Consider the following 12,717-nt stretch of genomic DNA (forward strand, 5'->3'; position numbering starts at 1 on the left):
GACCTACACGACCGATCCTTCGGCGCACAACGAGTTCGTGGGCGGCACCACCTACACCGACAGCTTCACGGTTGCGACGGCCGACGGCACGACGCAGGTCGTCACCGTCAGCATCCTGGGCACCAACGACGCGGCGGTGATCACCGGCGAGGCGGCCGGAACCGTCGTCGAAGCAGGTGCGTCCAACGGCGGTGGCACGCCGACCGCGACCGGCGACCTTCTGTCAACCGATGTCGACAATGCCACGGACTCGTTTCAGGCTGTTAATTCCGCGACAGCCAGCGCATTCGGCTACGGTACTTACACCGTTACCGCCGCGGGCGTCTGGACCTACGCGCTCGACAATTTGAACCCGACGGTCAACGCGCTCAATGACGGCCAGCCGTTGAGTGACAGCTTTACCGTCTTCTCCGAGGATGGCACTGCAAAGCTGGTGTCGATCACCATCAACGGTGCGGATGATGCGGCGCCACGCTTTGCGCCGACCGACATCCAGCTCACGCCGAGCACCACGACGGACAATGTCAGTTTCGGCTCGTTCCAATTCGCGGGAACGTTGACCGCGACCGACCCGGACCCCGGAAGTTTCGTCTACAGCATCACCTCGCAATCGGACTCGGGGCTGTTTTCGATCACCGGCAGCACGTTGAGCTCGGGAAATCTCTCGCCGAGTAAAACTTTCTCCGTGACCGTGCAGGCCACCCAGGTCGGCGACCCAGCCGGGCCTGCCTACCAGTACAGCGAGACGTTCCACGTCATAACGGGCAGCAACGGCGTCGGCGCGGGAGAAACCTTCAACGATCCCAGCAACAATAACGGCGACGATGTCCTCTACGGCAATGGCGGGGCGGACCAGATCTTCGGCTTGGCCGGCAATGACACACTGTTCGGCCAAGGTGGTAACGACACGCTGAATGGCGGCGATGGCAATGACCGGCTCGTCGGCGGCGTCGGCGCCGATACACTCACCGGTGGTACCGGATCCGACACATTCTACTATGGACCAACCGTCACGGATTCCGCGCCAGGCGTGGGCAACTTCGACACCATCACCGACTTCGCGCACAACGTCGACAAGATCGACCTGTCTTCGATCGACGCCAATACGGTCAGCGGCGGCGATCAGGCCTTCCTGTTCGGCGGGTCCAATGCGAACACCGTGGCCAACAGCATTACCTGGTCGGAAAGCGGCGGCAATACGATCGTACATGTGGACATCAACGGCAATACAACCGCCGACTTCCAGATCACGTTGACTGGCATCGGGCTTGGACTGACGGCGAGCGATTTCATTCTGTGAACAAGGAGGCGGCCTGCGGACAGACGTGGGCCTGCCTCTTTTCCCGTCGGCCGAGGATTCAGCTTACGAATTAAGGTTTACGGCAGAATTCCAAGTGAGCCGCATGGCCGATTGGACGACCAGGAGTAGTATCGGTTCCGGGCGTGGACAGGGGGGCGGTTTTCCGCTGGGCATTTGAGTCTCGACAACAAATCCAAGATCGTGAAGGACGCGCTTCGGGCGTGCCGCTACTATTTCCTGGTCGCGGCGGCGTTCAGCCTGGCGATCAATCTGCTCTACCTCGCCTCCCCCCTCTACATGCTGCAGATCTACGACCGGGTCGTCACCAGCGGCAGCGAAACCACGCTGGTGATGCTGACCCTGGTGTTGCTGGCGGCGTTCCTTTCGCTGGCCGGCCTCGATCTGGTACGCGCCTCCGTGCTGACGCGTGCCAGCGCGCGGCTCGACCGGCTGCTTTCGGCAAGGATCCTCGCCGCGTCGGTCGAAACCCCATCGGCCGGCTCCTCGCCGAGCCAGCCTATCCGCGATTTCGACACGTTCAGGCAGGTGATCACCGGCAGCGGCATCCATGCCCTGTTCGACCTGCCATGGTCACCCATCTACATCGGCATCATCTTCCTGTTGCATCCGTGGCTCGGCTTCTTCGCACTGGGCTGCTCGCTGCTCTTGATCGCCATGGCCGTGCTCAACGAGTATCTCGTGCGCTCGCCGCTGAAGCAGGCCAACGACCTGGCGACGACCAACTATAACTTTACCGAAATGAGCCTCAGAAATTCGGAAGTCGTTCGCGCCATGGGGATGATCGACGGTCTCATCCGCCGCTGGGGGCGCGACCGCAACCTGGCGCTGCGGCGCCAGGCGGAGGCAAGCGATCGCGCCGCCCTTATGTCAGGTCTAATCCGTTTCCTGCGGCTAACCATGCAGTCGCTGATCCTCGGCCTTGGCGCCTATCTGGTGATCGAGCGGCAGATCACCGGCGGCACCATGTTTGCCGCGAGCCTCTTGCTGGGCCGGGGGCTACAGCCGGTCGAACAGATCGTCGGCCTTTGGCGCAGCCTGATCCTGGCGCGGGCGGCGTTGGCAAGGGTCGAGAAGCTGGTCGACGGGGGAGCGCAGAACGAAAGATCGTTCAACCTGCCGAAGCCCACCGGGAAGATTTCGGTCGAGCAGGTCAGCTTTGCAATTGCCAGCCAGCAAAAAGTGCTTCTCCGGGACGTATCATTCAGGCTGGACGCAGGCGAGGCGCTGGGAATCGTCGGCCCTTCCGGCGCCGGCAAGTCGACGCTGGCGCGTCATCTCGCGGGCGTCATGCAACCCAGCCGCGGCACCGTCAGGCTGGACGGGGCCGACCTGTCGCAATGGGGGCACGATGCGCTCGGCGACCACATCGGCTACCTGCCGCAGGATATCGAACTCTTCTCCGATACGGTCGCCGCCAACATCGGCCGTTTCAAGACCAATGTCGACCAGGAGGTGATAGAGGCCGCGCGGCTCGCTGGCGTGCACGAGATGATCATCCGCCTGCCGCAGGGTTACGAGACCCAGATCGGCGAAGGCGGCGCAGTGCTGTCAGGAGGATATCGGCAACGGATTGCCCTTGCCCGGGCGGTGTTCGGCACACCGAATTTGATCATTCTCGACGAGCCGAGTTCCAATCTCGACGCCGATGGCGACCGCGCGCTGAGCGACTGCGCGCTTGAGCTGAAACGCCGCGGCAGCACGGTGATCATAGTCTCGCACCGGCCCTCGACGTTGGCCAATGTCGACAAGATCCTTCTGTTGCGCGATGGCGCGGTCGAGGCATTCGGGATGAGAAACGAGATCGTGGCGCTGCTCAACCAGCGCGCGGCGCCAATGGCGGTGGCGACCCAATGAGCTGTGGCCGGAGAGATCGATGAGCGACGGCGCCCTCACTTACCGAAGCCTGCCGGGCGAGGCTGGCATCCTGGCCCCGGACACGATCCGGGTGCCGGCCTATATCGGCCTGCTGATCATAGTGGCCTTTTTCGGCATTTTCGGCGGCTGGGCAGCCTTTGCCCCGCTGAATGGCGCCGTGCTCGCCGACGCCATCGTCAAGGTGGAAGGCAATCGAAAGAGCGTACAGCATTTCGACGGCGGTACGGTGAAGGAGATCCGCGTCAAGGATGGCGACGTCGTCAGGAAGGGCGACATAATGCTGAAGCTGGACGACACAAGAATCCGGTCCGAGTTCAATCTCTATGCCCAGCAATATGCGCTCTTGCGCGCAACCGATGCCAGGATCCGGGCCGAACTGGATGGCAGCGTGGCTGTTGCCTTTCCCAAGGACATCCTCAAGGAGCATGAGGACTACCTTAGGGATGCGATGGCAAACCAGATCGCCGATCTGGAAAGCCAGCGCGCCTCGATGGCCGGCGCCAAGCAGATCCTCGGGCGCCGCATTGCCGAGCTCGAGGAACAGATAAAGGGCAAGCAGTCTCGGGTCGAATCCTACCAGGCCCAGCTGCAATCGACGATTGACGAGAAGGCCAGCCTGTCGAAGCTGCTCAAGGCCGGATTGACGACCCGCCCTCGCATCCTGGAACTGGAACGGTCCGCCTCGGATCTGCAGGGTCTGATCGACGAGAACCTCGGCGCAATTGGCGGCAGCCAACAGAGCAAAGCCGAACTCGAGAGCCAGATCGCGCAATTGACCAACGAGCGCCGAGCCAAGCTATCGGCCATGCTGATCGATACGCAATCGAACCTTGCTGACCTTGTGCCCAAGATGTTTGCCGCCCAGGCTGCCATGGATCGGGCCGAAGTGCGCGCGCCTTATGACGGCCAGGTGATGGATCTCAGCGTATTCTCGATCGGTGCGATCGTAGCGCCAGGCCAGACAATCCTCGACATCGTGCCGACCGAGAATTCGCTGATCGTCCAGGCGCAGGTTCGTGTCGAGGACATATCGAACCTGAGACCCGACATGGCCGCCGAGGTTCGTTTCACGTCCTACAAGCAGCGTTCGATACCCATAATTCATGGACGCGTCACCCGCATTTCGGCGGATCGCATCACCGACACCAAGACCGGGTTTCCCTACTACCTCGCCGACGTGGCTGTCGATCCGGTGGAATTGGCCGCAGCCCCACAGATAGCGCTTTACCCAGGCATGCCGGCGTCAGTCATGATCGTTACCGAGGAACGCACCGCACTCGACTACATTTTAGGCCCGCTGGTTGTGTCGTTCCACTCCGCGTTTCGCCAGAAGTAACGGAGTGGCCAATCAATTGACGATGCCCGGTTTCGACGTCAGGCCCGAGCCGGACCAGATCAATCCCGGCCTGGCTTCCAGCATACAGGCGCCACCTCGCAAGGATTGACCTCGTGGCCTCTTGGGTATGATCAATTCGGGAACTGGCAAATGCCGTTTGCAGGGCTGTAGCCCCAAAGTCGCACAGTATGCGGTCTGGAACGGCGAGGGCCGCTCCCATTCAGGCGATGTGCAACTCGGCTTAACGATCGATCTCTCCGAACACGATATCAAGCGAACCAATGATCGCGGAGACATCGGCGATCATGTGGCCCCGACACAAGAAATCCATCGCCTGCAGAATGGGCAAACGATGGCGCGCGTATCTTGCATCGATAAGGAACATTGCTCCCGTCCGAAACCAGATAGACGCCGAATTCTCCTTTTGGCGCCTCCACGGCGGCATAGACTTCTCCGGCCGGCACATGAAGCCCTTCGGTATAAAGTTTGAAATGGTGGATGGTCGCTTCCATCGAGCGTTTCATCGTCGCACGCGGTGGCGGCGTGATCTTCTGGTTCGGTATCGCGACCGGCCCAAGGACGGCGACGAAATAGCAGGGCGGTACAACCCGCCCCAACCGAAGCCGCGTTCTCGACGACATGGTTACTGTGACAAGACGAACAGGGTATAAGGCTATCAGGCAGCAGACTGGTTGAGGAACGCCCCACCGTCATGAAGCCGATGAACGAAGAGCACCTCGCGGTTCTACGCAGGCACATGGTCGAGGTGATTGCAATCCATGCCGACCTTGCAAGCGAAGAACTCGGCAAGGCGACGCTTGATGAGCGGGTGATGGCAGCGATGCTGCGGGTGCCGCGGCATCGCTTCGTGCCAGCCCCGTTTGCGCTATATGCCTACGAGGACATGCCGCTGCCGATCGGCTTCGATAAAACTGTCTCGCAGCCCTTCATCGTCGCTCTCATGGCCGATCTCCTTGCTCCCCAACCGCACGAGGCAGTGCTGGAGATCGGCACCGGCCTGGGCTACCAAACTGCAATCCTCGCGGAACTCGCCTCGCAGGTTTGGAGCGTCGAAATCATCGAGGAATTCGCAAGCCATGCCGAGGCTCTCCTGGAGGGCCTCGGCTTCTCCAATGTCGGCATTCGTGTCGGAGACGGGTCTCGCGGCTGGCCTGAGCACGCCCCATTCGACAAGATCCTGGTCACGGTGGCGGCTGAGCCGACGCCGCCGGCTTTGCTTGAGCAGCTCAAGCCAGGGGGGCGCATGGTTCTGCCTGTGGGATCTGAAAAAGTACAGTTGCTGACTGTCATCAACAAGGATGCGGCAGGGCAACTCAAGACTCGGAAACTCATCCCAGTTCGGTTCAGTCGGCTCGAAACGGTCTAATGAAGGGTGCGGCTGCGCGGAGCCGTCTGGAGCCACAAGGGCCCCAACGACCGGGCGGAGAAACTCGCATCGGCCCGGCCTTCGGCGGTTTCGAAGCTAAACTGCCACTCCCTTGATCCTTCTGCCCCGGCCAGCAATGGAGCCGGGGCACTCCAGTACAGACTCTGCCCATCGATCGGCACGGACGCCAGACCGACATCGTCGAACAGCCGCGCATGTTGACCGCGTTCGCCAAATTAATGGCCGGATCTTTGCGAAGCCTCCACATCCGCGTGAACGAAGCCATCCAGGCATCATCGTGATTGGACTTCACGATCCGTTGGAGTCACGCTGGCTGCAGGCATAAGAAGGATATGGGTGGACCAACTATCGTCCGAATAGGAGGCCAACATGAAGCACCAAACGATCGAGCAACTGCAGATCGTCGCCGAGATCGATCAGGCCTACCCGCGCCAGACCATGTCGCGCAGCGAACGTCTTGAACGCTGGGCGGAGCTCCTCGAACGGAACCCTGACCGGCGCCTCTCGACGCTGCCTCAGACTGAGTACCAGCCGGCTAATGCGCGCGCGATCATGCGCGGCCACGACACGCCGATTTCGATCGCTTTCGAGGATCCTGTCCTGCGCGCCGCCGGATTGGAAAACGACAACTACGGCGAAGCGAAGCGGTTCTTCGAACTGACCGACAGGCAATTGCATGAGATCATCTGCTATTGCCATTTCGGCGCGACGGTGAACGCCGCAACGGCCGCCCGTCACATCCGTGCGGCGATTGCAGGGACACAGCCCGGCATGTTCGCTCGGATGCTTGAGGCGTTCGTCGGATAAAGCCGCCGACGCTTCGCCGCATCATTTTTTGAGCGGCTCGCATGGAAAGCCGCCGCCGCAGCGCAGGCAAGCGCTCCCCGCGCGGGAAGGCTGCGTTGCATGAGGGATGGTGCGGTCATGATTATCCAAGGTCCTTTTCGAGAGCGGCGGCAAGGTCTGCTGGGCTGAGCTGCACCATCTGTTGCGCCGAACTCTGCAGGGCGATTGCCGGCAGGTGAATGAACGCGCCGACGTGTCGCCAGGCAGGCCTGGAAATTTGGCACTCCTATCATTCGAGTGCCAAAGGGGCTATGTTAAGTGTTGCAGTCGCTCTATATGCGGCGGCAGAAAGAACCCCCAATGAAATTCCGACCACTCCACGACCGCGTTGTCATTCGGCGCGCCGAAGGCGACACCAAATCCAAGGGCGGAATCATCATTCCCGACACCGCCAAGGAAAAGCCTCAGGAAGGCGAAGTGATCGCCGTCGGCCCGGGCTCGCGTGATGAGAGCGGCAAGCTGATCCCGCTCGACGTCAAGGCCGGCGATCTCATCCTGTTCGGCAAATGGTCCGGAACCTAGGTCGAGATCGACGGCGAGGATCTCCTGATCATGAAGGAGAACGACATTATGGGCATCGTCGAGAAGACCAAAGCAGCCAAGAAAGCCGCCTGACCGGGCGATTTGCGCTCTCCTAATTTCTAGACTGAACTGGACGTAAAATCATGTCTGCCAAGGAAATCAAATTCGCTACCGATGCCCGTGACCGTATGCTGCGCGGTGTCGAGATCCTCAACAATGCGGTGAAGGTCACGCTTGGCCCCAAGGGCCGCAACGTCATCATCGACAAGGCCTATGGCGCGCCACGCATCACCAAGGACGGGGTCGCCGTCGCCAAGGAAATCGAGCTTTCCGACAAGTTCGAGAACATGGGCGCGCAGATGGTGCGCGAAGTGGCCTCGAAGACCAACGACCTTGCCGGTGACGGCACCACCACCGCCACGGTGCTGGCCGCTTCCATCCTGCGCGAAGGCGCCAAGCTGGTCGCGGCCGGCATGAACCCGATGGACTTGAAGCGCGGCATCGATCTTGCTGTGGCTGCCGTGGTGAAGGACGTTCAAGCCCGAGCCAGGAAAGTCAAATCTTCGGACGAGATCGCCCAGGTTGGCACGATCGCCGCCAATGGCGACGCGTCGGTCGGCGCCATGATCGCCAAGGCGATGAACAAGGTCGGCAATGACGGCGTCATCACCGTCGAGGAGGCCAAGACCGCCGAGACCGAACTCGATGTCGTCGAAGGCATGCAATTCGACCGCGGCTATCTCTCGCCCTATTTCGTCACCAATGCCGACAAGATGCGCGCGGAGCTGGAGGAGCCCTACATCCTCATTCACGAGAAGAAACTCGGCAATCTGCAGGCGATGCTGCCGATCCTCGAAGCGGTGGTGCAGAGCGGCAAGCCGCTGCTGATCATCTCCGAGGACGTCGAAGGCGAAGCGCTGGCGACCCTTGTGGTCAACAAGCTGCGCGGCGGCCTGAAGGTCGCGGCCGTCAAGGCGCCGGGCTTCGGCGACCGCCGCAAGGCGATGCTGGAAGACATTGCGGTGCTCACCGCCGGCCAGATGATTTCCGAAGACCTCGGCATCAAGCTGGAGAACGTCACCATCGACATGCTCGGCCGCGCCAAGCGCGTGCTGATCGAAAAGGACACGACCACGATCATCGACGGCGCTGGTGAAAAGACCGGCATTTCAGCGCGCATCCAGCAGATCAAGTTGCAGATCGAGGAAACGACGTCCGACTACGACAAGGAAAAGCTGCAGGAGCGGCTGGCCAAGCTCGCCGGCGGCGTTGCGGTCATTCGCGTCGGCGGCGCCACCGAGTCGGAAGTCAAGGAAAAGAAGGACCGCATCGACGACGCGCTGAATGCGACGCGGGCGGCGGTTGAAGAAGGCATCGTGCCCGGCGGCGGCGTGGCCTTGCTGCGCGCAAGGTCGGCGCTTGCCGGCCTGACCGGCGCCAATGCCGATGTCACCGCGGGCATTTCGATCGTGCTGCGGGCGCTCGAAGCGCCGATCCGCCAGATCGCCGAGAATTCCGGCGTCGAAGGCTCGATCGTCGTCGGCAAGCTCTCCGACAGCGAGGATCACAATCAGGGCTTTGACGCCCAGAACGAGGTCTATGTCGACATGATCAAGGCCGGTATCGTCGACCCCGCCAAGGTCGTTCGGACGGCCCTGCAGGATGCCGGCTCGATTGCGGCGCTCCTGATCACCGCTGAAGCAATGATCGTGGACATTCCGCAGAAGGATGCGCCCGCTATGGGGCGCGCAGGAGGTATGGGCGGAGTGGGCGGAATGGACTACTGAGCGGCGCCTGAAAACTATAGCCAGGACGACGGAAGGCCAGCGACGCGGGGACAGGCGAGCCGATATCTCGGCGATCATCGCCTCGCTCGACATCGTGTTCGGGGAGATCGATCGATAGGCGCTCGTCGCTGTCGTTTTTGCTGCTAAAAATAGTCTTGGAGACAAGAACATGACCGATACTCTTGCCGAGAAAACATGTACGCCTTGTCGCGGCGGCGTCCCGCCGCTCACGCGTGATGAAGCCCAACGCTTCCAGGCACAGGCTCCAGATTGGGAGCTGGGTGACGATGCCCACCGCATCCAACGGAGCTTTCGATGCCGCAATTTCCGGGACGCGCTCACCCTTGTTCAGGAGATCGGTGAGCTCGCCGAAACCGAAGGCCATCACCCCGACATCAGCTTCGGCTGGGGTTATGTGACGGTTTCCCTGAGCACCAAGAAGATCAAAGGACTGCACGAGAACGATTTCATCATGGCGAGCAAGATCGATCGGGTGCTCGATCGCTCGGGCCGGCCCGTCGACCGCCAGCAGTGACACGGCAAATCCATCGCCGACCTAGCGAGATTTCCATGACACAGATCCGAACCGACAACCAACCCGTCACCCAAATCACCATCGTCGATTCTGAACCGGGCAAGCAGGCCGAGGCATTGTCCGTCATGACCGAGCGAGCGCGCTTTATGGCGCGCCAGCCTGGCTTCATATCAATCAGCCTGCATCACAGCCTCGACGGGCGGCGCATCGTCAACTACGTCCAATGGCAGAATCGCGATCTCTTGCGATCGGCTCATCAGTCGCCGGAATTCCGCAAGGAGTGGGGTCATTTCGATCAGTTGACGGACGAGATCGATCCCAATCTGTACGAAGTAGCCCAAGTGATAGATAGTGGTCAGTAGGCGTGCCGCCACATGACCTGAACCGCTGGGTCGAGACGGCCGACATGAGCTGACAAAGTCTAAGCCATGGCTGCCATGAACCATCGCGTCGTCACCGTGTTCGGTGGAACCGGGTTTCTCGGCCGCCGCGTTGTTCGGCATCTCCGCACTGGTGAGTTTATCGTTCGGATTGCATCAAGACATCCGGAACGGGCCAAGAAGCTGTTTGGTTCTGATGATCCGCAACTTCAATCGGTCGAAGCCAATATCCACGATGAGCGGGCGATCGCCGATGCACTTGCCGGTGCTTACGGTGTTGTAAACGCGGTCAGTCTTTATGTCGAACAGGGACAGGAGACCTTTCATTCCGTGCATGTCGAGTCAGCCCGGCGGGTTGCAGCCCAAGCACACCGAGTTGGCGTCGAACGGCTCGCTCACATTTCAGGAATCGGCTCCGATGTTGCCTCGCCGTCGCTCTACATCCGCAAGCGTGGCGAAGGCGAACTGGTGGTGCGTGCAGCGTTTGCTGACGCCACTATCATCCGCCCGGCGGTGATGTTCGGACCGGATGACGTGTTTCTCACCATTGTCCTCAAACTTCTCCGCCGGCTTCCAATCTATCCGATGTTCGGTCGCGGCCTGACGAGATTGCAGCCGGCCTATGTGGGCGATGTGGCAGAGGCGACCGCACGAGTGCTGCAGGGGACGGAGACGCATGCGATCACGTACGAGTGCGGCGGTCCTCGCGTCTACTCTTACAAGGAATTTCTCAGAGCCGTTGCACACGAAGCCGGTCTTAAGCCCAAACTGATACCAATCCCATTTGCCGCTTGGCACGCACTGGCATGGGCCGCCGAAATGCTCCCGAGCCCGCCCGTCACTCGGAATCAGGTGGAACTGATGCAGGTCGACAACGTGTCATCGCCGCAGATGCCGGGATTTGGAGAACTTGGAATTTCGCCGTACTCGGTCGAGGAAATGCTCCAGGAGATATTGTGGGATCACTGATTAAAAAGCTTCTTCGGCTAGTGCGCTCCCGCCAAGGGGAACGACAAGGGCAAGGTCGAGGGCATGGTGAAGTATTCCCGCTCGAACTTCATGACGCCGATACCGCCGGCGGCGAGCGTCGATGAGGCTTCGGTCTATCGTCTGCTCAGGGCGCACGACCCGATCAACAGTCCGGCCTTCATCGTCATGAAGGCGATGCGGACGTTCACTCGCCCTTGGCCGAACTCAGGCCCATGACCCAAATGCGACCTTCCGAAGCTATATTCTCTCCTCTAAAGCCGACATTGGCCGCGACCAGCACGCTCTAAATCCGTACGATGAACGTCCGGGGCGGTGATGGATAGCAGGCGTTCGCGCTGACCGAGCGCCTCTACAATCCCTGGCGCTGGCACTTGGCCATCTCAACGCATGGAAAATGGGCAACGGGTATGGTAGCCTGATCTCGAGTCCGAACCGTCATGCTGGTGGACAGGGACAGTGCCATGTGGCCGGACCGACGCATCCTTGATCTTTTCGGCGTTGAGCTGCCGATCCTGCAGGCGCCCATGGCGGGTTCGTCCGGGCCTGAACTGGCGATCGCGGTCTGCGAAGCGGGCGGGCTCGGCTCGCTGCCATGCGCCATGCTGGACGACGACAAGATTCGCGCTGACTTCGGTAGCGTCCGGCAACTCACCAGCCGGCCGCTGAACCTCAATTTCATGTGCCACGTGCATCCGGTTGCCGATGCGGATCGCGAAGCGGCCTGGCGCCAGCGCCTCGCGCCCTATTACAGCGAGTTCGGCATCGACGCCGATGCGATTCCCTCCGGTCCAACCCCCATTACCTTCAACGAATCGGGATGCGCCATCGTCGAGGAGCTTTCACCGGAAGTGGTCAGTTTCCACTTCGGCCTGCCGGAGCCAGACCTTGTGGAGCGGGTGAAGGCCACCGGTGCGAAAGTGATCGCCTCGGCGACGACGGTCGAAGAGGCGCGCTGGCTCGAGGCGCGTGGCTGCGACGCAATCATCGCGCAAGGCGCGGAGGCCGGCGGTCATCGCGGGGTCTTTCTGGGCTCGGATGTTTTGAGCCAGCCCGGCACATTCGCGCTGGTGCCGCAGGTCGCCGATGCAGTCGCAGTGCCGGTGATCGCGGCAGGTGGCATTGCTGACGGCCGCGGCATCGCCGCCGCCTTCATGCTCGGCGCGTCGGCAGTGCAGATCGGTACCGCCTACCTGCGCTGTTCGGAATCCCTGGCCAGCGCCGTCCACAGAAGCGCGCTGGCACATGCGCGCGATGACGGGACAACACTTACCAACGTGTTCACCGGGCGTCCGGCACGGGCTATCGTCAACCGCTTCATGCGCGAAATGGGACCGGTGGGCGCCAGCGTCCCGGACTTCCCGCTCGCCACCCCCGCCGTCATGCCCCTCAAGGCCAAGGCCGAGGCATCGGGCTCAGGGGATTTTTCGCCGCTGTTGGCCGGACAGACGGCCGCGCTGGGCCAACCGTTGCCCGCGAAAGAACTGACGCAGAAATGGGCCTCGCAGGCAACACAACTGGTGGGGCTGCAGGTGGCCGATCCAATCGGCTGACCGGGCACTCTAGTTTGGAGTTCAGACTGAATGAGCTCCGGGGGGCGCAGTTGGTCAGTCGTGCGCTGGCTCGCGGCTGTTGGTCTAGTAGCTCCTGGCGCACTCATCAGCGCTTGCAACCTCCGCACAGCTGATGGAAACACTTACCGTCATGTATGCGTTCCTCT

11 protein-coding genes and 2 pseudogenes are annotated in these 12,717 nt (G+C 61.3%); 12 read left to right on the forward strand and 1 reads right to left on the reverse strand.

Going from position 1 to position 12,717, the window contains the following annotated elements:
• From AC04SG_RS12550 to AC04SG_RS12560, 3 genes are all read left to right on the forward strand, one after another.
• The coding region (locus AC04SG_RS12550) for a VCBS domain-containing protein (protein WP_488551278.1) at nucleotides 1-1,300 on the forward strand (1,300 nt) is incomplete at its 5' end.
• A 174-nt stretch (nucleotides 1,301-1,474) separates the two neighbouring features.
• Nucleotides 1,475-3,175: a type I secretion system permease/ATPase gene (locus AC04SG_RS12555; protein ID WP_488551279.1), complete on the forward strand. Its 1,701-nt coding sequence runs from the start codon at nucleotides 1,475-1,477 to the stop codon at nucleotides 3,173-3,175.
• A gap of 19 nt (nucleotides 3,176-3,194) precedes the next feature.
• Entirely contained in the window at nucleotides 3,195-4,532 is a 1,338-nt protein-coding gene (locus AC04SG_RS12560; RefSeq protein WP_488551280.1) for an HlyD family type I secretion periplasmic adaptor subunit, read from the forward strand.
• A gap of 241 nt (nucleotides 4,533-4,773) precedes the next feature.
• Here the strand turns inward: AC04SG_RS12560 and AC04SG_RS12565 are convergent.
• Nucleotides 4,774-5,083 (reverse strand): annotated as a pseudogene (locus AC04SG_RS12565) (NADH-quinone oxidoreductase subunit D-related protein); the annotation flags it as partial.
• Nucleotides 5,084-5,244: 161 nt separating this feature from the next.
• Here AC04SG_RS12565 and AC04SG_RS12570 point away from each other — a divergent pair.
• From AC04SG_RS12570 to AC04SG_RS12610, 9 genes and pseudogenes are all read left to right on the forward strand, one after another.
• The gene (locus AC04SG_RS12570) at nucleotides 5,245-5,919 is read left to right on the forward strand and encodes a protein-L-isoaspartate(D-aspartate) O-methyltransferase (RefSeq protein ID WP_488551281.1); all 675 of its coding nucleotides are present in this window, start codon (nucleotides 5,245-5,247) and stop codon (nucleotides 5,917-5,919) included.
• Between the two features lie 390 nt (nucleotides 5,920-6,309).
• On the forward strand, nucleotides 6,310-6,747 hold the full coding sequence (locus tag AC04SG_RS12575) for a hypothetical protein (protein ID WP_488551282.1): 438 nt from the start codon (nucleotides 6,310-6,312) through the stop codon (nucleotides 6,745-6,747).
• A gap of 339 nt (nucleotides 6,748-7,086) precedes the next feature.
• Nucleotides 7,087-7,401 (forward strand): annotated as a pseudogene (locus AC04SG_RS12580) (co-chaperone GroES).
• 50 nt (nucleotides 7,402-7,451) lie between these two features.
• Nucleotides 7,452-9,095, forward strand: a complete 1,644-nt coding sequence (groL, locus tag AC04SG_RS12585) for a chaperonin GroEL (protein ID WP_488551283.1) — start codon at nucleotides 7,452-7,454, stop codon at nucleotides 9,093-9,095.
• Between the two features lie 169 nt (nucleotides 9,096-9,264).
• Nucleotides 9,265-9,630, forward strand: coding sequence for a 4a-hydroxytetrahydrobiopterin dehydratase (locus AC04SG_RS12590; protein WP_136621984.1), 366 nt, complete (start codon nucleotides 9,265-9,267; stop codon nucleotides 9,628-9,630).
• A 35-nt stretch (nucleotides 9,631-9,665) separates the two neighbouring features.
• The gene (locus AC04SG_RS12595; RefSeq protein WP_488551284.1) at nucleotides 9,666-9,992 is read left to right on the forward strand and encodes an antibiotic biosynthesis monooxygenase family protein; all 327 of its coding nucleotides are present in this window, start codon (nucleotides 9,666-9,668) and stop codon (nucleotides 9,990-9,992) included.
• A 66-nt stretch (nucleotides 9,993-10,058) separates the two neighbouring features.
• Nucleotides 10,059-10,979: a complex I NDUFA9 subunit family protein gene (locus AC04SG_RS12600; protein ID WP_488551285.1), complete on the forward strand. Its 921-nt coding sequence runs from the start codon at nucleotides 10,059-10,061 to the stop codon at nucleotides 10,977-10,979.
• Nucleotides 10,980-11,042: 63 nt separating this feature from the next.
• Nucleotides 11,043-11,216, forward strand: a complete 174-nt coding sequence (locus tag AC04SG_RS12605; RefSeq protein WP_488551517.1) for a hypothetical protein — start codon at nucleotides 11,043-11,045, stop codon at nucleotides 11,214-11,216.
• A gap of 221 nt (nucleotides 11,217-11,437) precedes the next feature.
• Nucleotides 11,438-12,550: an NAD(P)H-dependent flavin oxidoreductase gene (locus tag AC04SG_RS12610; RefSeq protein WP_488551286.1), complete on the forward strand. Its 1,113-nt coding sequence runs from the start codon at nucleotides 11,438-11,440 to the stop codon at nucleotides 12,548-12,550.
• The last annotated feature ends 167 nt before the right edge of the window (nucleotides 12,551-12,717 follow it).

The organism is Mesorhizobium sp. CNPSo 4684 (assembly GCF_057784315.1).

Excerpts from the sequence above, each read along its gene's own strand:
- groL (WP_488551283.1), top strand. The coding sequence starts at position 7,452 with ATGTCTGCCAAGGAAATCAAATTCGCTACCGATGCCCGTGACCGTATG.
- AC04SG_RS12610 (WP_488551286.1), top strand. The coding sequence starts at position 11,438 with ATGCTGGTGGACAGGGACAGTGCCATGTGGCCGGACCGACGCATCCTT.
- AC04SG_RS12560 (WP_488551280.1), top strand. The coding sequence starts at position 3,195 with ATGAGCGACGGCGCCCTCACTTACCGAAGCCTGCCGGGCGAGGCTGGC.
- AC04SG_RS12595 (WP_488551284.1), top strand. The coding sequence starts at position 9,666 with ATGACACAGATCCGAACCGACAACCAACCCGTCACCCAAATCACCATC.
- AC04SG_RS12605 (WP_488551517.1), top strand. The coding sequence starts at position 11,043 with ATGGTGAAGTATTCCCGCTCGAACTTCATGACGCCGATACCGCCGGCG.
- AC04SG_RS12575 (WP_488551282.1), top strand. The coding sequence starts at position 6,310 with ATGAAGCACCAAACGATCGAGCAACTGCAGATCGTCGCCGAGATCGAT.
- AC04SG_RS12600 (WP_488551285.1), top strand. The coding sequence starts at position 10,059 with ATGGCTGCCATGAACCATCGCGTCGTCACCGTGTTCGGTGGAACCGGG.
- AC04SG_RS12570 (WP_488551281.1), top strand. The coding sequence starts at position 5,245 with ATGAAGCCGATGAACGAAGAGCACCTCGCGGTTCTACGCAGGCACATG.
- AC04SG_RS12590 (WP_136621984.1), top strand. The coding sequence starts at position 9,265 with ATGACCGATACTCTTGCCGAGAAAACATGTACGCCTTGTCGCGGCGGC.